Here is a 20070-nt window from a genome sequence, read left to right on the forward strand (position 1 = left end):
GGGTCGAACGGCGACCCGGCCGCGTCCGGCGCACCCGGACTCCCCATCCACGAGATCCGGGGGCCGGAACTGACAGGGGCTGTGATCAGCGGATCGTGGCGGCGAGCGCGATCATCCGCTTTGTCCCGGGATGGTCGTCGCCGTAGATGCGGCGGTGCGCATCCAGCGCGTCGGCGAGTGCCGCGCGCGCGCGCGCGGGCAGGTGCGCGATGAACAGCTCCGCCCGCGCGGCCATCACCCGCGGCCATTCGACGCCGTTGTCGACCCCGGCGTCCCTGGCCTCGGTGATGGTGCGATCGAAGAGCGCGACGGCTTCGGGCACTCGCCCGAGTGCGGCCATCGCAGTGGCACGGACCCCATCGGTGGAGGCGAGGCGACGCGGATCCTTGTAATCGGCCTTCGCGTAGATGTCGCTGGCTTGTTCCGCCAGCCGCAGTGCTTCCGCGGGCCGCTGCTGGAGCAGCCGCAATCGCGCCACCTGGATCAGCCCGTGGCCAACGAAGGGATGGGCTTCGCCCAGCAGCTTGCGCCGCAGCCGCAGGCCTTCTGCGAGCAGTGTCTCGGCTTCGGTGTAGCGCCCCATCTGCCGGTAGAGGTTGCCCAGGTTGGCGGTGGCGATGGCATAGCGCGGATCTTCGCGGCCGAAGAGTTCGATGCTCAGGTTGCGGGCCCGGATCATGTAAGGCTCGGCTTCCCGATCGCGCTCGGCGTTGTCGAGCGCCAACGCCATGCTGTTGCAGGCGTTGGCGAGGGCGCTATCAAGGCCGTCCGGATGCAGGGCATCGAGGATTGAAATCGCCCCGCCGATCGCCGCCACGGCGTCATCGAACCGGGCCATGTGGGTCAGGATGCCGCCGTGGCCGTTGAGCAGGGCTGCACGCACCGGGCTTGCCGGGAGGTATACCCGCTGCGCGAGTTCCAGGGCCGCGCCCGATTCGCGAAGCGCCGTCTCCAGTTCGCCCCTTGCGAGCGCGAAGTCGGCGAGGTGCGAGTGCACGGGCAGGCGAACGGTGGGTGCGAGCTTGTCCACTCCGCGCAGCGCCAGGGCCTCGTTCAACAAGGTTTCCGCGCGTTGATCCTGGCCGGCGGTGGCGAGTACCGCGCTGAGTGCCCTGAGGTAGAAAAACAGCGATTCCTGCGCCATGGATGCGTCGTTGCGCGCGAGCGACAGGGCGGTTTCTGCATGCGCCACCGCGGCGGGCACCTGGCCAGTCGCGGACAGCGCGTCGGCCTGGTGCATGACGAGCTGGCCGTGAAGTTCGCCGGGCACCCGTCCCGCGGATTCCAGCATCCGTTCGACGACCGCGAACTGTTCCAGCGCATCGGTTGGCCGGCTTGCGGCTGCGTCGAGCAGGCCCTTGGCGAACCTTGCCTCCAGTGTGAGGTTCGGATCGCCCGTGGTACCCGCGAGGGCGAGTCCCTCGTCCAGCAGCGGCGCGGCCGCGTCCGGTTCGCCCATCCTCCGGTACAAATCGCCAAGCAGTACCAGCATCTCGGCCCGCAGCACGGGGGTGTCGGCAAACGCGTCGCGAACCCTGAGCGCACCCTGGTCGAGGAGTTCGCGCGCGCTGATCGTGCGCCCTTGCGCAACATTCGGATCGTTGGCTTCGAACAGTTGCGTCATGAAGTCGCGGGCCGCCGTTGCGCGGCGGCTCTGCTTGAGCGCATCGTCCGCCGCACGTCGTGCTTCCCCTGCCTGCCACAACGTCGCCCCCACGCCTCCGGCGAGACTAGCCACCAGCAGGCACGCCGCCGCGACACCGAGCTTGTTGCGCATGACGAACTTGCGCGCGCGGTAGCCCAGCCGCGGCTTCTGCGCCAGCACCGGCTGCCCGTCGAGCCAGCGCCGCAGGTCGTCGGCGAGCGCTTCTGCCGAGGGATAGCGCTGCTCAGGCTCTTCGGCCAAGGCCTTGAGCAGTACCCGGTCCAGATCGTTCTTCAGCGGCACGTAATGGCGGTGGTAGGCATCGTCGGCGTTGCGCACCAGCAGCGAGGGACGGGTGGTGTCGGCGCCCTCGGTCGCTGCCTGCGGGGTGCGGCCGGTCAGCAGGCGGTGCAGCAGCGCGCCGAGGCCGTAGACATCGATCGCCGTACTCGGTGGCTCGCCTCGCAGCTGCTCGGGTGCCGCGTAGCCGGGCGTCATCGCCCGCCACATCGTCTGCGTGCGTTCGTTGCCCTCGGTGTCGGCGTCGGCGAACTGGCCGATGCCGAAGTCCAGCAGGTGCACATGGCCGCGGCTGTCGACCAGCACGTTGGAGGGCTTGAGGTCGCGGTGGATCACCAGGTTGCGGTGGGCGCAGGCGACCGCGTCGCAGACCTGCAGGTACAGCCGCACGATGGCGCGCGCGTCGGGCGAATTCGATTCGCACCAGCGGTCGATGCGCTCGCCCTCGACCAGCGGCATCGCCAGCCAGCAGGTGCCGTCGTCGGCGACGCCCGAATCGACCAGCGCGGTGATGTGGGGATGGTTCAGCCGCGCCAGGATGCCGGCCTCGCGCTGGAAGCGCTCGCGGCCGCTGGCGCCAAGCGCGCCGAGGGTGAGGATCTTGATGGCCGCCTGCTGGCGCGCCATGCCTTGTTCACGCCAGCCGCGGTAGACCACCGCCATGCCGCCGCGGCCCAGTTCGCTGTCCAGAGTCCAGCCGCCGAGCCGGCAACCGGTCAGGTTGCCGGCCAGCGGATCGAGCGCCGCGCGCGGGTGGCGATGCGCGGCCACGAGTTGTTCGAGCCGGCGGCGCACGTCGACGGAGAGGTTCTGCGCGGCGAGCCATGCATCGCGCTCGCCTTCAACGAGGTCCAGCCATTGGTCGAACAGGGCGTCGGCGGTGCGCCATTGCGCCAGGGTTTCGGCGTCCATCGTCACCGTTGGTCACCGTCGTCGAGCATCGCCTGCAGGAACGCGCGCGCGCGCTCCCACTCGCGGTACACGGTGCGCTCGGAGATTTCGAGCAGGCCGGCGATCTCGCCAAACTCCATCCCGGCGAAGTAGCGCAACTCGACGATCTGCCGTCGCTGCGGGCTGATCGCCTCCAGAGCCTCCAGGCCCTGGTCCAGCATCAGCACACTGGTCAGCGCGGGCGGCGCATCAGGGATCTGGTCGTCGAGGTTGACCATTACCTGGTCGCCGCCGCGCTTGCCGGTGGCGCGCTGGCGGGCGTGTTCGACCAGGATCCAGCGCATCGCCTTGGCCGAGGCCGCGAAGAAATGGTTGCGATCGGCCAGCGACAGCGGCGTGCCCTGGCTGATGCGAAGGAACAACTCGTGCACCAGCACAGTCGGGGTGAAGGTGGCCTCGTTGCCGTACAAGCGCGAGTTGGCCAGGCGCAGAAGTTCGGGATACAACGCCTCGAACACGGCCCCCAGTTGCTCGGGCTCGCCGTCGCGGGCCAGCGCAAGCAGCCTGGTGATGTCGGTGCCGGACACCTTTTTCCCCTATTCCCCGAAAACCCCTGTGCCGACGTTAGCAATCTCCGCTGCGAGGGGCAATCGCGAATGTTTTGATGCAGCGCCCGTGCACCACCGCATCAAGCGAGCTGTTTCTTCGGGCGACGACCGCAAGAAGCTGCATCCGAGGAGGTCGCGGAGCCGCGCAAGCGGGCCTTTTGTTTTGCAGCTGCAGGATCGATCATCGCTGCAGAAGGATTCCGCGGAGCACGCATGAACGACGACAGGCCAAGTGATGTACTGGTGATCGGCGGCGGCCACAACGGCCTGGTCTGCGCGGCGTATCTCGCCGGCGCCGGATTGAAGGTGAGGGTGCTGGAGCGACGCGGCATCGTCGGCGGCGCAGCGGTGACCGAGGAGTTCTTTCCAGGCTTCCGCAATTCGACGGCCAGCTACACCGTCAGCCTGCTCAATCCGCAGGTGATCCGCGATCTACGTCTGGCCGAGCATGGGCTGCGCGTGGTCGAGCGTCCCTATGCGAATTTCCTGCCGCTACCGGATGGCCGTGCGTTCCGCCTTGGCGGCGAACACACGCAGGCGGAAGTGGCGAAATGGTCCGCGCGCGATGCGCAGCGCCTGCCGGAGTACTACGCGATGCTCGATCGCGTGGTCGTGGTGCTGCGCGAACTGATGACGCGCACGCCGCCGAATGTCTGCGACCGTTTCGTGCTGGCCGACTGGCTGGCGTCGTACGACGTGGCGAAACGGCTCAAGCACCTGGACATGCGCGGTCGCCGCGACCTGCTCGACCTGTTCACAAAATCCGCTGGCGAACTGCTCGATCACTGGTTCGAATCGCAGCCGCTGAAGGCGGTGCTGGGCTGGGATTCGGTGGTCGGCAATTTCGCCAGTCCGTATACGCCCGGCTCGGCCTATGTGCTGCTCCATCACGTGTTCGGCGAGGTCAACGGCAAGTCCGGCGCGTGGGGACATGCGATCGGCGGCATGGGCGCGATCACGCAGGCGATCGCGAAGGAATGCGCGGTGCGCGGTGTCATGGTCGATACCGATGCCGGCGTCGAGGAAGTCATCGTCGAGGACGGTCGCGCGGTCGGCGTGCTGCTGGCCGATGGCCGGGAGCTGCGTGCGAAGACCATAGTCTCCAACCTCAATCCGAAACTGCTCTACCGGCGGCTGGTGCCGCGTCGGCATCTGGATGCCGATACCGCGGAGCGCGCTGATCGCTATCGCTGCGGCTCCGGCACCCTCCGCATGAACGTGGCGCTGTCGGAACTGCCGGACTTCACCGCCGCGCCCGGCACGCACCTGCAACCGCACCACCAGAGCGGCATCCTGATCGGGCCTTCGCTGCAGTACTTCGAGCGTGCCTACTTCGATGCCAAGTCGAAGGAACATAACGCCGGCTGGTCGCGTGCGCCGATCGTCGAACTGGTGATCTCCTCCACGCTCGACGACACGCTGGCGCCTGCGGGCCAACACGTCGCCAGCCTGTTCTGCCAGCACGTGCACCCGGATGTCGACGGCGGCTGGGAAGCGCATCGCGACAAGGTCGCACAGCTGATGATCGACACGGTCGATGCCTATGCGCCGAATTTCAGGCGCAGCGTGCTCGGCTACAAGGCCTTGTCGCCGCTGGACCTGGAACGCGAGTTCGGCCTGGTCGGTGGCGACATCTTCCACGGCTCGCTCGGCCTGGACCAGCTGTTCAGCGCGCGGCCATGGCTGGGGCAGGGCAATTATCGCGGTGCCTTGCGCAATCTCTATCTATGCGGTTCCGGCACGCACCCCGGCGGCGGCGTGACCGGCCTGCCCGGTCGCAATGCCGCGCGCGAGATCCTGCGCGATCTCAAGCGCGAACCGCGTCCGTCGTAGCCGATGGGCACGCTTTTCGTGCCCACCCTGCCGACTGAAATATGGCCGTTGACGTAGCGTGCGTCGTACGCGCGAATGGTGTTCCGGACGTACGTACAGCGCACGCTACATGGCCGGATCGCGCGCATGCTCACGTTGCCTGTTCAGGACTTCGACAAGGAATTCATGCCATGGGTCGCACGCCTTTGTTCCGCCTTTTCCAGCGCGCCGCGCGCATTGCGCGCGCTTCGCTGCACGACACCGCGCCGCTCGACGAGTTCTATCAGCAAGGACGGGCCGTCCGCGCCGATCTTTCGCGGCGCCGGTTCGTGCAGGGCGCAGGCGCGGGGCTGGTCCTGGCCGGCTGCGCCAGCGTACCGAAAGCACCGATGCCTTCGGGCGATGAAGTCGTCATCGTCGGTGCCGGCATCGCCGGACTGACCGCCGCGTACCGGTTGCGGCAGGCCGGCGTGCGGGCCCGCGTGTTCGAAGCGCAGAACCGCGTCGGCGGTCGCATGTTGAGTCTGCGCAATCACTTTCCCGACGGCCAGGTGATCGAACTCGGTGGCGAGCTGATCGACAGCGACCATGTCCGGATCCGTGCGCTGGCCGCGGAACTCGGCTTGGTACTCGACGATCTGCTGGAAGGCGATACCGACCACGACACCTGGTTTTTCGACGGCCGCGCGATCGACGAACGCGAGATCGTCGGCGCGTTCGCGCCGGTGGCGGCGGCGATCGAGCGCGACCTGGCCACGCTCGGCGATGGCGACATCACCCACGCCGATCACCAGAACGCGCAGGCGCTGGATGCGCTGTCGATCGCGCAATGGCTGGACCGCAATCAGGTGTCCGGCTGGCTGCGCAAGCTGATCGGCGTCGCCTACACCACCGAGATGGGACTGGAGATCGACCAGCAGTCGGCGCTGAATTTACTCACCTTCATCGGCACCGAAGACAAGGACCGCTTCGCCGTGTTCGGCACCAGCGACGAACGCTTTCACGTGCGCGGCGGCAACGACCTGATCGTGCACGGCCTCGGCGACCGGCTGGGCGATGCGATCGAGACCGGCAGCGTGCTGGAATCCGTGCGCGGCGATGCTACCGGTTACACGCTGGGCATCCGCCGTGACGGCGCGACTCGCGACGTGCGCGCACGGCAGGTGATCCTGGCGCTGCCGTTCACGCTGCTGCGCCAGGTGCGCATCGATGTCGCGCTGCCTGCGGTCAAGCGGCGCGCGATCGACACGCTCGCCTACGGCAGCAATGCCAAGCTGATGATCGGTTACGACCGCCGCGTCTGGCGCGAGCACCAAGCCAACGGCGCGGCGATGAGCGACCTCGCCTTCCAGACCACCTGGGAGACCACGCGCAAGCAGCCGGGGCGTGGTGGCGTGCTGACCAATTTCACCGGCGGCCGCCATGGCATCGAGCTCGGCCAGGGCACGCCGCGCCAACAGGCCGATATCGCCACTGCGGCGATCGACAAGGTCTTTCCCGGTGTGGCCGCCGCGCGCGCCGGCGCGCGCGAAGTGCGCTTCCACTGGCCGTCGCATCCGTGGACGCTGGGCAGCTACGCCTGCCTGCGCCCCGGCGACTGGACCGGCCTGCGCGGCGCGATGGGCGAGCGGGTCGGCAACCTGCACTTCGCAGGCGAGCATTGCGCGCTGGATACACAGGGCTTCATGGAAGGTGGTTGCGAATCCGGGGAGGCCGCGGCCCAGGCGGTGCTGGCCGACCTGGGCGTGGTGCGGACCCGCGAGGCGGCCTGACCGCGCCAATCTTCCTGAACCCGGGAGTTCTCTTTTGCAGTGCAGCGTGCAACCGGAATAACGATTCCTTCACGATGCCCCGGCACCCGACGTGGGGGAGGGAGCAAAGCCCGTAGCGGTCCGCCGCTGCGGGCTTTTTTACTGCCTGCGGGAGTCGGGGTATGGCTCGCTTCTGCTCGACGATGTCGTTGACACGGCTCGTGGAAGTAGCGCTGTTCGCAGTGGCGGTCGACATCCATCACGACCGGCGATCCGCGTCCGGAAGCGCGTCGAGCGCGACAGCGTCACGCGGTAGCCGCAAGCAAGGCTCCTGAACCGCCATGACACAATCGTGGCGTGGACAATGCCGCCCTCGATGCCATCGCCGAACGCGCCCTCGCGCAACTGCGCGCCGCTGCGCCGGCGCTGCCGTGGACCGATGCGCTGGCGACGCGTTGCCGCGCGCTGGCCAGTGCCAGCGACTTCGCCATCGCCACTTTGTGCCGGCAGCCGGAACTGCTGACGCGCCTCGTGGCCGACCCTGATGCGGCGGCGGCCGATCCGCCGACTCTCGACGCCGGTAACCGCAGCGACTGGCCGATGCGGCTGCGCCGTTATCGCGCTGCCGAATCCACGCGCCTGGTCTGGCGCGACGTGCTGGGCCTGGATGACGTCGATGCCACGCTTGCCGGAAGCACACGCCTGGCAGAGCTTTGCCTGCAGGCCGCGTTGCAGGCGCTTGAAGTCGAGTTCGAGCAGCGTTACGGCACGGTGCGCGCGGCGGACGGCACGCCGCAGCGGCTGGTCGTGTTCGGGCTCGGCAAGCTTGGCGGCGGTGAGCTGAATTTCAGTTCAGATGTCGACCTGGTCTATGCCTATCCCGAGAACGGCGACAGCGACGGCGTGCGCAGCCTGGCGGCGGAGGATTACTTCGCCCGCCTCGGCCAGCAGCTCGCCAGGCTGCTCGACGAACCCACGGTCGACGGTTTCAGCCATCGCGTCGACCTGCGCCTGCGCCCGTTCGGCAATGCCGGGCGCGTGGCGCTGTCGTTCGCGGCGATGGAACAGTACTTCCAGCGCGAAGGCCGCGACTGGGAGCGTTACGCCTGGCTGAAGGCGCGCCCGGTGGCCGGCGACATCGCCGCAGGCGAACATTTCCTGCGGACGCTGCGTCCGTTCGTCTATCGCCGTTACCTGGATTACGGCGCGCTGGCCGGACTACGCGAGATGAAGGCGGCGATCGCGGCCGAAGTCGCGCGCAAGGAGCTGGCTGACGACATCAAGCGCGGGCCCGGCGGCATCCGCGAGATCGAATTCCTGGTGCAGGCGCTGCAGCTGATCCGCGGCGGCCGCGAGCCCGCGCTGCAGCAGCGGCAACTGCTGCCGGCGCTGCAGGCGCTGGTCGCGGCGCGACAGGTCGCGCCCGACGTCGGCGACGCGCTGGCGGCGGCGTACCGATTCCTGCGGCGACTGGAAAACCGCCTGCAGATGCTGCGCGACGCGCAGACGCACGCCTTGCCGGAAGACGCGATCGATCGGCAACGCATCGCCACCAGTGGCGGCTTCGGCGACTGGCCGTTGCTGCGCGAGCAGCTCGACGTGCATCGTGCGCGCGTTACCGCCGAATTCGAAGCGCTGCTGGCGACGCGTCGTCGCAGTGCCGAACCGAGCGCGTTGGCGACGTACTGGCGCGCGCTGCCGGAAGCGGGGGAAGTCGCGGTGCTGGCTGGCGCCGGCTTCGAGGAGGCTTCGGCGCTGGACATCCAGCTGCGCGACTTCGTGCGCACGCCCGGTGTTCGCGACCTGCCGGATGCGGCGCGGGCGCGGCTGGATCGGGTGGTGCCTGCGTTGCTGCAGGCCGCTGCGCGGTCGCGCCAGCCCGATGCGGCATTGCGGCGCGTGCTGGCGCTGCTGCAGAACATCCTGCGCCGCAGCAGTTACCTGGCGCTGCTCGACGAGCAGCCCGAGGCCTTGCGACGGCTGGTCGATGCGGTCGCGCGCAGCGCGCTGCTGGCCGAGCGCCTGGCTGCGTATCCGCTGCTGCTGGACGAACTGCTCGATGCACGGGCGACTGGGCCGCTGCCGCAGCGCGCCGAACTGCTGGCCGAATGCGAGGCGGCCGTCGCTGCCAGCGAAGGCGACACCGAGGCGGCGCTGCAGGCGCTCAACGAGAAGCGCCACGCGCTGAGTTTCCGCATCGCGCTGGCCGTGCTGGATGCGCGCCAGGGCGCCAGCGACAGCACCCGGCAACTGGCGTGGCTGGCCGATGCGGTGGTGGCGATCGTGCTGCGCCTGGCGATTGCCGAGACGGTCGCCGCGCACGGCGCCATCGCAGGCGCGCGCTTCGCGGTGATCGGTTACGGCAGCCTCGGCGGCGAGGAACTGGGTTTCGGTTCCGATCTCGACCTGGTGTTCCTGTACGACGCCGCTGAAGGTGCGCCATCCGATGGCGCGCGTCCGCTGGAACCATCGCGTTACTACGCGCGGCTGGCGCAGAAGCTGGTGGCGCTGCTCGGCACCGCGACCGCAGCCGGCAAGCTGTACGAGATCGATGTGCGCCTGCGTCCGGATGGTGCCAAGGGCCTGCTGGTGTCGACCCTGTCCAGCTTCAGCGACTACCAGCGCACGCGTGCCTGGACCTGGGAACACCAGGCACTGGTGCGCGCGCGCGGCTGCGCTGGCGACGCATCGTTGCTGTCGGCATTCGAAACCGTGCGCGATGACATCCTGTCGCGCCCGCGCGAACCATCGAAGCTGCGCGACGACGTGGTGGCGATGCGCGCGAAGATGCGCGCCGAGCTGGATCGCTCCGACGCCGGGCGTTTCGACCTCAAGCAAGGCGACGGTGGCCTGGTCGACCTTGAATTCCTGCTGCAGTACCTCGTGCTGCGCGATTCAGGGCGGCATCCGGCCTTGTTGTCGCCGCGCGATACCCGGCAGCTGATTGCCGCCGCCGGCGATGCCGGGCTGCTCGATGCCCGCCATGCCGATGCGCTGCTGGAGGCGCATGCGCAGCTGCTGTCGCTGGGTCTGGCCTGCACGCTCGACCGCCGTCCGCGGATCACCGCCGAGGTTGATCTCGTGCAACCGGCGCGCGTGGCGATCGGCGATGCCGCGCGTGCCTCGGGACTGGCTTTTGGTATTGCCCGGTAAGCGCAGCCGGGCCGAGCGCGACGCATTCCCGGGTGTGCTGTGCTTGCCCGGGCTACAGTCGGAGGCGTGCGCGTACCTCTGCCGCCACGCGTGCGGTTTCGCGGAGCGGTTCGACCGGGAACGCAGCGAGCGTGTCGTCGGCTGCACGGATGCGATCGCGCTGCAGCAGTGCATCGAGAAAGTGGCGCGGCCGACCGCGCGCGCGCGCGGGATCGAGCACGAACACCGGCGCACGCGTCGCGCAAGCTTCGCTGAGCATGTTCACCGAGTCCGGCGTGCAGACGATGCGGTCGGCCCAGGCAAGCAGACCGGGATAGGGATTGTCTTCGTCGCCGGCAGTCGCATGCGTGGGCGCGAACCAGCGCAGGCCGGGGATGCCCGCCAGTTGCCGCTGCACCGCATCGCGCCAGACAGCGGACGTGCGCCGCGAACTGGTGACCAGCAGGCTGCCGCCTTCGCGGCGCAGGCTGTCGCCCAGCCGCGCGAGTCCGGCGGCGAAGCCGGCATCGTCCTGGCGGACGTTCGCTGTCGGGCCGCCGATCAGCAGCGAAGTGCGCGGTTGCGGCAGTTGTGCGAAAAGGGCGAAGTCGTCGCGCGCCTGCGCCAGCCACGCATCGTCGACCGGATGCAGGCTGCCGAGCAGGGTGATGACGTTGTCGCCATGCAGGCGGTCGTGTTCGGGTGCGATCACCAGATCCCAATGGCGCGGATCGATGCGCGGATCGAGGATCTGCACGACCCGTGCACCGCGTTCCCGCAGCAGGCGGGTGGCGAGCGCGGCCTGCCGGCCGCAGCCGATCGCCAAGGCCGGCGGCGCCTGCAGTGCGGTAGCGAACGGATCGCCGAAGGCTTGCGTCGCGCCCGGCAGGCGCCGCGGCGCCGCCCAGCGCCAGGGCGCGCGCGGGCGCAGCAGGTGTTCGCGGCTATCCGCACAATCCAGCGCCGCAGCCAAGGCCGCCGCCTGGCGGCGATTGCCGGCGTGGCCGTCGCTTAGAATCCATGCATGCATTGAATGATCGACGGCGGCCTGTGCTGGTTCCACGTATGCGACTGATCCGTTCCGGTGGCATGGCTGCCGCTTCACCGGACGGACTCTACACTGCACGCCTTCGCCGGATTCGCGAACAGGATTCCTGATGCCCCAAACCTTGACCGATGCCCCGCTCGACCAGCTGTTCCGCCAGGCCCGCACCTACAACGCGTTCTCCGGCGAAGTCAGCGACGACACCCTGCGCCAGCTCTACGACCTGCTGAAATGGGGTCCGACCACGTCCAACAGCTGCCCGGCGCGGTTCGTGTTCGTGAAATCGGCCGAGGCCAAGGCCAGGCTCGGTCCGGCGCTGGACGAAGGCAACTACAGGAAGACCATGGCCGCGCCGGCGACGGTGATCGTGGCCTACGACCTGGCCTTCTACGAGAAATTGCCGGTGCTGTTCCCGCATACCGACGCCAGGTCGTGGTTCGACACCAAGCCCGAAGCCGACCTGACCACGATCGCATTGCGCAACGGCAGCCTGCAGGGCGCCTATCTGATCCTGGCCGCGCGTGCGCTGGGCCTGGATTGCGGACCGATGTCCGGCTTCGACAACGCCCAGGTCGATGCCGCCTTCTTCGCCGGCACCTCGCTGCGCTCGAACTTCCTGGTCAACCTCGGCCACGGCGATCCGGGCAGCATCTTCGCGCGCTCGCCGCGGCTGGGATTCGACGAGGTGTGTCGTATCGAGTGAAGCGGGGGCTGGGATCTGGGGGCTGGTACAAGCCCAAGCACCCAGCTCGCAGCCCGCAGTTCTTTAGTCCCCAGATCCAAGATCCCAGCCCCCAACAAAAAGGACCCGCCATGAAACGCATCCTCCTCGCCGTCGCCCTCACGCTCGCCACCGGTTCCGTCTTCGCCGAAGCCGTCACCTACAAGCTCGATCCCAACCACACCAACGTGCTGGCCAGCTGGAACCACCTCGGCTTCTCGCACCCGACCGCCCACTTCGGCCAGGTCGAGGGCACGCTGGTATACGACGCCGCCAACGTCGGCGCTTCCAGCGTGCAGGTCACGCTGCCGCTGGCCGGCCTCAACAGCTTCGTGCCGGACTTCGACGAGCACCTGCGCAGCGCCGATTTCTTCGATGCGGCCAAGTACCCGAACATCACCTTCAAGAGCACCAAGGTCGAAGCCGCGGGTGCGGGCAAGCTGAAGGTCACCGGCGACCTGACCGTGAAGGACCAGACCAAGCCGGCGGTGCTGGACGTGACCCTCAACAAGGCCGCGGACCACCCGATGGCCAAGCGTGCGGCGGTCGGTTTCGACGCGACCACCACGCTCAAGCGCACCGATTTCGGCGTCGGCAACTACGTGCCCAACGTCAGCGACGAGGTCCAGCTGCGGATCACCACCGAGGCGCTGGTGCCCAAGGCCGGCGCCGACAAGAAGTAAGCAACCATCGCGCCGCCGCGCCCGCGCGGTGCGGCGGCGATTGCGGAGACCGTCATGCGTATCCTGCGTTCCGCGTCCGAGCGGGGCCGCGTCGATGTCGGCTGGCTCGACAGCCGGCACACGTTCTCGTTCGGGCATTACCACGACCCGCAATGGATGGGCTTCGGCCCGTTGCGCGTGATCAACGAGGATCGCGTCGCACCGGGCGGCGGCTTCGCGCCGCATCGCCACGCCAACATGGAAATCCTCAGTTACGTGCTGTCGGGCGCGCTGGCGCATCGCGACAGCGCATCGGATGTCCTTCGATCCTTCGACAAGCTCAGGATGAGCGGAGCTCAGGATGAGCGGGTTTTGCGGCCGGGCGAACTGCAGTGGATGAGCGCCGGCCACGGCATCGAGCACAGCGAGTTCAATGCTTCCGACAGCGAGCCGGTGCATTTCCTGCAGATCTGGATCCAGCCCGATCGCGTCAACGCGCCGCCGGCCTATGCGCAGCGCGCGTTCGATCCGCAGGCGCGGCGCGGCCGCTGGGGCGTGCTGGCATCGCCGGACGGCGCCGACGGCAGCCTCGCGATCCGGCAACAGGCGTGGCTGCGCGCGGTGCAGTTGGGTCTGGGCGAAACGGCAGCGTGGACCCTGCAGCCCGGGCGTCGTTACTGGCTGCATCTGGCGCGTGGCGCGATCGACATCGGCGGCCAGTCGCTGGCGGCGGGCGATGCGCTCGGCATCCACGAAGAATCGGGCGAATTGCAGATCACTGGCGCCGACGACGAAGTGGCCGATGTGCTGCTGTTCGACCTGCCTGCGTAGACACATACCCCGCTGCGCCGAAGGCCATGGGCATCGCGCTGGACGACCTCGCGGGCCGTGGCCGGCAACGCGGTAAACTGCGCGCATCGCTCAACCGGCCGCAGCCATGTCCGATCCGACCACCGCCTCATCGCCCGCCAACGCCCAGAAGCGTTACGAGGTGCATCGCAGCGACCTGCCGCTGAGCTGCCCGTTGCCGTCGATGGCGCTGTGGAACTCGCATCCGCGCGTGTACCTGGCGATCGAGGACGAAGGCGGCGAATCGCAATGCCCGTATTGCGGGGCGCATTTCGTCCTGGTCGACTGAGCCGTCGGGCCGCGGCGCCGATTGCGACGGCATGGGCCGCGCGCTGACTGTCGTGCAACTGCTGCCCGCGCTCGAATCGGGCGGGGTGGAGCGATCCACGATCGAGATCGCCGATGCGCTGGTGCGCGAAGGCCATCGCGCCATCGTCGTTTCCGCTGGCGGGCGGCTGCTGCCGGCACTGCGCGCCACCGGCACCGAGCATGTCGAACTGGACATTGGCCGCAAGTCGCTGCTGACGCTGCGCCATGTCGCGACACTGCGTGCCTTGCTGCTCGAAGCCGGTGCCGACATCGTGCATGCGCGTTCGCGATTGCCGGCATGGATCGGCTGGCACGCGCTGCGCGGATGGCCGTCCGGGCCGCGCCCGCATTTCGTCACCACCGTGCACGGACTTAATTCGCCTTCGCGATACAGCGCGATCATGACCCGCGGCGAGTGTGTAATCTGCGTGTCGCGGACCGTGCGCGATTACGTGCTGAAGCGCTACCCGCGAACTGACAGTGACCGGCTGCGGGTCATTCCGCGCGGGATCGACCCGGCACAGTTTCCGCCTGCGCCGTCGCCGGATCGTGCCGCGCGCGACGCGATCGCGGCCCTGTATCCGCAACTCGATGGCGACGGTCCGCTGCTGCTTCTGCCGGGCCGCGGCACGCGCCTGAAAGGCCACGCCGATGCCGTGGCGCTGCTGTCGCAACTGCGCGGCACCGGCAGCGATGCGCGGCTGTGGATGCCCGGCGCGCGCGAAGCCGGGCGCGAACGCTACGTCGCCGAGCTGGAGCGCGAGGCGGCGCAGGCCGGCATTGCCGATGCCGTGGCGATCACGCCGCCAACGTCAGGCATCGCCCAGGCGTATGCGGCCAGCGACCTGGTGCTGCAGCTTTCGCGCAACCCCGAGGCGTTCGGGCGCACCGTGATCGAGGCGCTGTCGGTCGGCCGTCCCGTGCTGGGCTGGGCACATGGCGGCGTCGGCGAGTTGTTGCGCGAACTGCAACCGCAGGGCGCCGTGGCCCCGTTCGAACTTGCCGCGTTGTCCGCGGCCGCGCGCGCGATGCTCGCGCAACCGCCGCCGGCAACCGTTACGATGCCCGCCTACACGTTGCAGGCGATGCAGGCTGCAACCCTGGCCTGCTACCGGGAACTCGCCGATCCGCAACATGACCGCTTCGACCCGCTCCCTGGATAACGCACCCGGCTGGCGCTGGGCACCCGCCTGGGTGCTGGCGTTCGTGGCCTTGTGGCCGGCGCCGGGCTACGCCGAAGCGGTGATGGTGCTCGGCGCGCTGGCCGCGATCATCCGGCTGCTGCTGGCGCGCTTCCGTGGCACCGCGGCGCTGCTGAGCGGCCCGACCTGGGCGCTGACCAGCGTGCTGTTCTTCGCCTACTGGATGCCGGAAGCGGTATCCGCGCTCGACGCGCTCGACCGGGGCCGTGCCCTGCGCGAGGCGCTGGTCGACCTGCGTTACCTGCCGTTCCTGTGGCTGGCCGCCGCCGCGGCCGGCGATACGCGCGGGCGCCGCATCACGTTCGGCGGCTTGGCGATCATCGTCGCGATCTGGACGCTGGACGCGCTGCTGCAGGCGCTGACCGGCACCAGCCCGCTGTTCTGGGGCATCGATGCGATCAAGCAGGCGATCAGCGGCGACACCATGTGCCCGGCTGGCGCGAGCAGCGCCGCCGACCGGCTCAGCGGCGTGCTGGGGCCTTGCAACCTCAAGCTTGGCATCGTGCTGGCCAGCCTGTCGCCGTTCCTCTTGTACGCCGCCGGCCGGCGCTTCGCGTTCGTCGGCTGGCTGGTGGCCGCGACCGCCGTGGGCATCGTGGTGGTGCTGGCCGGCGCGCGCGCGTCGTGGATCACCTACGCGCTGGTGCTGGTGTTCTCGGGCTGGCACCTGTTCGGCTGGAAGCGGCTGCTGGCGGTGTCCGCTTTCGGCGCGGTGCTGCTGGTCACGCTGACGCTGAGTTCGCCACAGGTGCGTGGGCGCATCGACCGCACCACGCAGGCCATGGCCGCGGACGATGGCAGCATCGATACCGCGCTGTCCGGACGCGGACGCATCTGGAGCGCCGCGATCTGCATGGTGTCCGCGCATCCGGTCAACGGCGTCGGTGCACGTGGTTTCCGTGAAGCGTTCCCGGATTGCGATCCACGCGCCGGACAGTCGCCAGCCTGGGGCGTGGGCCCGGCATTGCATGCGCACCAGATCGTGCTGGAAATCCTCAGCGAAACCGGCGTGATCGGCCTGCTGCTGTGGCTGGCCGGCGCGGCGATGGCCTGGCATGCATGGCGCTATGCGGATGCGGCATCGCGCGAACGGGCGCGGCCGGCGATGCTGGCCTTGTGCGTCACCGTGTTTCCGCTCAACACGCACCTGGCGTTCTATTCCACGTTCTGGGGCGGGTTGACTCTGCTGTTGGTGGCGCTGTATGCCGGCAGCCTGCTGGCGCGCAACGGCCGATGAGCGAGGCGGCCGCGCGCGTGCCGCTGTCGGCGGTGGTGACCACCTACAACAACGCGGCGACGCTGGAACGTTGCCTGGCCAGCCTGGCATTCTGCGACGAGATCGTGGTACTCGATTCGGATTCCACCGATGCCACGCGCGCGATCGCGCAACGTTTCGGCGCACGCGTCGATATCGAGCCGTTCAAGGGTTACGGGCCGCAGAAGCAGTCGGCGATCGATCGCGCGCACCACGACTGGGTGCTGCTGCTGGACGCCGACGAACACCTGAGCGAGGCCGGACGCATCGCGATCGAACATGAGTTGCGCGCGCCGCGCGCCGATGGCTACCGCCTGCCACGCCAGGAATGGCTGTTCTGGCGCTGGTCGCATCCCGGCACGCGTGGCAACTGGCAGCTGCGCCTGTTCCGGCGATCGTGCGGGCGCATGAACGAGGTGCCGGTGCATGCCGCTCCGGAAATCGAAGGCCGTGCGATCGATCTCGACGCGCCGTTCCTGCATTACGGCGAGCCGCGCCTGCAGGACCGGGTCGACAAGATCAATCGTTATTCCAGCGGCCTGGTCGAATACAAGCGCGCGCGCCGGCCGGCCCTGCTGGGCCTGCGCCTGCTGCTGTACCCGCCGCTGGCCTTCGCCAAGCTGTATTTCGGCAAGCGTTATTTTCTCAACGGCTGGGCCGGTTATTTCGCTGCGCGCACGCAGGCGTTCTATGCGTTCCTGAAGTACGCCAAGCTTTATGAGGCGGGGCGGAAGCGCGAAGACTTGTAGAGAGTTGAGCTTGCGCTGCTGCTCCGCTTTTCGCTATGCCTCGCTTTACTCTTGGCCCTTGCTTGGCCCTTGCTTGGCCCTTGCTTGGCCCTTGCTTGGCCCTTGCTTGGCCGTCATCCCCGCGAGGGATCCAGTGACTTTGCTTTCCCGTGGAGCGGAGAGCTTGCTCGCTGTTCTTTCAGTAAAGAGCAAAGCTTCCGCCCGCTGCGCGTGCGGGTCACTTTCTTTTGCTGACCCAAAAGTAAGTAACCAAAGAAAAGGGTCTTCCCCGATCAGAGCTAACGTTGCGATTGGTAGTCCTCGGGGATTTTCCGACTCGCCATCCATGGCTCGGTCGGAAAACGGCGGCCATCCATGGCCGCCGCCCTCCGGGTCTATGGGGCGGCTCGGATTGCAGGTAGTTCGTGTCAACAGCCAATAGCCAACAGCAGCAAGAGCGACAACAGCAAAGGTCAAAGCAATTGGCCGGCTGAAGGACCAGCAAGCGCTGCAATCAAATTTCAAGAGAGACTAAGAATCTCGGCAGCGACGAAAGGTACTTTGTGCTTGTACTGCCGCGTGCGACATCTGCCAAGCCGGCTTCGTGCCCTTTCTTTTACTCAGGGCTTACGCCCTTCGCCCTTCGGGCCGGCTGCGCCGTTCGCGCCTGCGGCGCAGTGGTTACTTTCTTTGGGCCAGCAAAGAAAGTGACCCGTGTGCTTCAGCGCACGGAAGCTCTTGATCTTGCTACAAGACGGCACGAAGCCGGCAAGGTGAACGGACAACGCGGAATCAGCCCGGCGGCCTGGCATACATCGAAGCACGCCCATCCGGCTGCCGCTTGAAGCGCCTATGGATCCACAGATACTGCGACGGCGCCTGGCGCACCATCTGTTCGATCGCGGTGTTGACCCGAGTGCAGTCGGCGACAATGTCCTGCGTCGGAAAATCCGGCAGCGGATCGCCGACGCGCAGCAGGTAGCGCCCGCCTTCGCGGCGATGGAAGAACGGCACCACTGCGCAGCCGGTCAGTCGCGCCAGCTGGTGGGTAGCGGTGATGGTCGATGCCGGCACGCCGAAGAACGGCGCGAACACGGTGTCCTTGCCGCGCATGTCCTGGTCCGGCGCGTACCACAGGAAGCCGCCGCGCTTGAGGTGGCGGATCGCGCCGCGCAGTTCGTCGTTGGCGAACATCGCGCTGGCATAACGCAGGCGGCCGCGCTTGACTGCCCACTCGAACACCGGATTGCGGTGGCGACGGTACATGCCGGCCAGCGAGACGTGGTCGCAAAGCAGGCGGCCGCAGGTTTCCAGGGTCATGAAGTGGCCCGAGATCAGCAGCACGCCGCGGCCCTGCGCCTGCAGGGCGGCGAGTTTGTCCAGGCCTTCAATGTCGACGTCGCGACGCAGCGTGGCGACCGAGCCCCACCAGGCACGCGCGAATTCGAACAGGCCGATGCCCAGGTCGTCGAAACTCTGGCGCAGCAACTGCGCGCGTCCGGCTTCGGACAGTTCCGGCAGGCACAGCGCGAGGTTGGTCTGCGCGGCGTTGCGCCGGTCCGGCGCGAGCCGCAGCGCCAGCCTGCCGATACCACGGCCGAGTCCGCGTTGCAGCGTCCACGGCAGGTGCGCGGCCAGCCAGATCGCGCCCAATGCCAGCCACATCGGCCAGTGGCGTGGCGACAGTGGCGCCGGGCCGGCGGGGGAATCGGAAGACATGCATCGATTCTAGCCAACAATGCGCGCCGCTTCGCTATGCTGGCGGCATGCGGGGTGATCCGATCGAAAGAATTCTGCGCGCCCTGTACTCGGCGACCTTGTACCTGCTGGCGCCGGTCACGCTATATCACCTGATATGGCGCGGGTTCCGCCACCGCGAATATTTCCAGCGCTGGAACGAGCGCTACGCCGCCTATTCGCCGCGTACGGACGTCGCCACGGTGTGGCTGCATGCGGTGTCGGTGGGCGAGGTCAATGCGGCCGCGCCGCTGGTCGATGCGCTGCGACGCGCGCGCCCGGACCTGCGGCTGGTGGTCACCACGATCACGCCGACCGGTTCGGCGCGTGCCCGTTCGCTATGGCTGGATGCGGTCGAGCACGTCTACCTGCCCTACGACCTGCCTGGCGCCGTCGGCCGCTTCCTCGATCATTTCCGGCCCAGGATCGCGCTGATCCTGGAGACCGAATTGTGGCCCAACCTGCTGTTCGGCTGCCGCGACCGCGGCATTCCGTCCTACGTGCTCAATGCGCGGTTGTCGGAACGATCGTTGCGCGGCTATCGCGTGCTGAGGCCGTTGATCGGTCGCGCGCTGCGCAGCGTGACGCAGGTGGCGGCGCAGTCGGATGCCGACGGCGAGCGCTTCGTCGCGCTGGGCGCGCACCGTGATCGCGTCGTGGTTACCGGCAATCTCAAGTACGACGTTGCGGTGCCGGCCGATGCCGCCGGATTCGCGGCCGCATTCCAGGCCAGCCTTGGCGTCGCGCGCCCGGTGTGGATCGCGGCGAGCACGCACGAGGGCGAGGAGGCCGCGGTGATCGCCGCGCATCGCCATCTGCGCAGGCGCTGGCCGGAGTTGCTGCTGCTGTGGGCGCCGCGGCACCCGGAGCGCTTCAGGCCGGTGCTGGAACTGGCGCGCGCCGAGAGCGGGCCGGTCTCCTCGCGCAGCCAGCATCGCTGGCCGCGTACTGACGATGCCGTGTTCGTGATCGATACGCTCGGCGAACTGACCGACTTCTATGCCTGCGCCGATGTCGCCTTCGTCGGCGGCAGCCTGCAGTCGATCGGCGGACACAACCTGCTGGAACCCGCGGCGCTGGGCAAGGCGATCGTCACCGGCCCGCACCTGCACAACTTCGCCGAGATTGCCGCTAGGCTCGAGGAAGCCGGTGCATTGCGGATCATCGACAACGCCGAGGCGCTGGGCGGATCGCTGGAGGCCCTGCTGGCCGACGGCGCCGCGCGCGCCGCGATGGGCCATGCCGGCCTGTCGCTGGTCGCGCAGGGTCGCGGTGCGCTGGCGCGGACGATGGCGCTGATCGAACCGGATCTGCCGCAGCGCTGAGTTGCGTGATTGCGGTCAAGGTTTGTAGAGCGGAGTTACTCCGCTCCGTTCCTTCTTAAGCCGTCATCCCGGTTAAGCCGTCATCCCGGCGAACGCCG

The 20070-nt window shown here is 68.3% G+C and carries 15 protein-coding genes; 11 read left to right on the forward strand and 4 right to left on the reverse strand.

Annotated features, from left to right (window positions below; translation table 11 throughout):
- Nucleotides 1-85: 85 nt before the first annotated feature.
- Together IP90_RS01830 and IP90_RS01835 are read right to left on the reverse strand one after the other, a co-directional pair.
- A complete protein-coding gene (locus IP90_RS01830; RefSeq protein WP_144897901.1) occupies nucleotides 86-2857 on the reverse strand; it encodes a serine/threonine-protein kinase in 2772 nt (923 codons plus the stop codon).
- A 2-nt stretch (nucleotides 2858-2859) separates the two neighbouring features.
- Nucleotides 2860-3423, reverse strand: a complete 564-nt coding sequence (locus IP90_RS01835) for an ECF-type sigma factor (protein WP_144897902.1) — start codon at nucleotides 3421-3423, stop codon at nucleotides 2860-2862.
- A gap of 234 nt (nucleotides 3424-3657) precedes the next feature.
- Here IP90_RS01835 and IP90_RS01840 point away from each other — a divergent pair, with 234 nt between their 5' ends.
- The 3 genes from IP90_RS01840 to glnE all read left to right on the forward strand — a co-directional run bounded on the left by IP90_RS01840 (nucleotide 3658) and on the right by glnE (nucleotide 10160).
- Entirely contained in the window at nucleotides 3658-5277 is a 1620-nt protein-coding gene (locus IP90_RS01840) for a phytoene desaturase family protein (protein WP_144897903.1), read from the forward strand.
- A 170-nt stretch (nucleotides 5278-5447) separates the two neighbouring features.
- Complete coding sequence (locus IP90_RS01845; protein ID WP_144897904.1) at nucleotides 5448-7028, forward strand: flavin monoamine oxidase family protein; 1581 nt, start codon at nucleotides 5448-5450, stop codon at nucleotides 7026-7028.
- Between the two features lie 336 nt (nucleotides 7029-7364).
- A complete protein-coding gene (gene glnE, locus IP90_RS01850) occupies nucleotides 7365-10160 on the forward strand; it encodes a bifunctional [glutamate--ammonia ligase]-adenylyl-L-tyrosine phosphorylase/[glutamate--ammonia-ligase] adenylyltransferase (protein WP_242007448.1) in 2796 nt (931 codons plus the stop codon).
- A gap of 52 nt (nucleotides 10161-10212) precedes the next feature.
- Here glnE and IP90_RS01855 read toward each other — a convergent pair whose 3' ends face one another.
- Nucleotides 10213-11169 carry a mitochondrial fission ELM1 family protein gene (locus IP90_RS01855; protein ID WP_144897905.1) on the reverse strand — a complete coding sequence of 319 codons (957 nt, stop codon included), beginning with the start codon at nucleotides 11167-11169 and terminating at the stop codon, nucleotides 10213-10215.
- A gap of 127 nt (nucleotides 11170-11296) precedes the next feature.
- Here IP90_RS01855 and IP90_RS01860 point away from each other — a divergent pair, with 127 nt between their 5' ends.
- The 7 genes from IP90_RS01860 to IP90_RS01890 all read left to right on the forward strand — a co-directional run bounded on the left by IP90_RS01860 (nucleotide 11297) and on the right by IP90_RS01890 (nucleotide 16931).
- Nucleotides 11297-11887: a malonic semialdehyde reductase gene (locus IP90_RS01860; RefSeq protein WP_144897906.1), complete on the forward strand. Its 591-nt coding sequence runs from the start codon at nucleotides 11297-11299 to the stop codon at nucleotides 11885-11887.
- Between the two features lie 110 nt (nucleotides 11888-11997).
- A complete protein-coding gene (locus IP90_RS01865) occupies nucleotides 11998-12588 on the forward strand; it encodes a YceI family protein (protein ID WP_144897907.1) in 591 nt (196 codons plus the stop codon).
- A 54-nt stretch (nucleotides 12589-12642) separates the two neighbouring features.
- The gene (locus IP90_RS01870; protein ID WP_144897908.1) at nucleotides 12643-13398 is read left to right on the forward strand and encodes a pirin family protein; all 756 of its coding nucleotides are present in this window, start codon (nucleotides 12643-12645) and stop codon (nucleotides 13396-13398) included.
- Between the two features lie 106 nt (nucleotides 13399-13504).
- Entirely contained in the window at nucleotides 13505-13705 is a 201-nt protein-coding gene (locus IP90_RS01875) for a zinc-finger domain-containing protein (RefSeq protein WP_144897909.1), read from the forward strand.
- A 31-nt stretch (nucleotides 13706-13736) separates the two neighbouring features.
- Nucleotides 13737-14888, forward strand: a complete 1152-nt coding sequence (locus IP90_RS01880) for a glycosyltransferase (protein ID WP_144897910.1) — start codon at nucleotides 13737-13739, stop codon at nucleotides 14886-14888.
- Complete coding sequence (locus tag IP90_RS01885; protein WP_144897911.1) at nucleotides 14860-16164, forward strand: O-antigen ligase family protein; 1305 nt, start codon at nucleotides 14860-14862, stop codon at nucleotides 16162-16164. Before IP90_RS01880 ends, IP90_RS01885 begins: the two co-directional genes overlap by 29 nt.
- Nucleotides 16161-16931: a glycosyltransferase family 2 protein gene (locus IP90_RS01890; RefSeq protein WP_144897912.1), complete on the forward strand. Its 771-nt coding sequence runs from the start codon at nucleotides 16161-16163 to the stop codon at nucleotides 16929-16931. The genes IP90_RS01885 and IP90_RS01890 overlap by 4 nt, the downstream gene beginning before the upstream one ends.
- 771 nt (nucleotides 16932-17702) lie before the next feature.
- Here IP90_RS01890 and IP90_RS01895 read toward each other — a convergent pair.
- Complete coding sequence (locus tag IP90_RS01895; RefSeq protein ID WP_144897913.1) at nucleotides 17703-18629, reverse strand: LpxL/LpxP family Kdo(2)-lipid IV(A) lauroyl/palmitoleoyl acyltransferase; 927 nt, start codon at nucleotides 18627-18629, stop codon at nucleotides 17703-17705.
- Nucleotides 18630-18676: 47 nt separating this feature from the next.
- Here IP90_RS01895 and waaA point away from each other — a divergent pair, with 47 nt between their 5' ends.
- The gene (gene waaA, locus IP90_RS01900) at nucleotides 18677-19972 is read left to right on the forward strand and encodes a lipid IV(A) 3-deoxy-D-manno-octulosonic acid transferase (RefSeq protein WP_144897914.1); all 1296 of its coding nucleotides are present in this window, start codon (nucleotides 18677-18679) and stop codon (nucleotides 19970-19972) included.
- Nucleotides 19973-20070: the final 98 nt, after the last annotated feature.

It is taken from the genome of Luteimonas cucumeris (genome assembly GCF_007830035.1).
GTDB classification, from domain to species: domain Bacteria; phylum Pseudomonadota; class Gammaproteobacteria; order Xanthomonadales; family Xanthomonadaceae; genus Luteimonas_C; species Luteimonas_C cucumeris.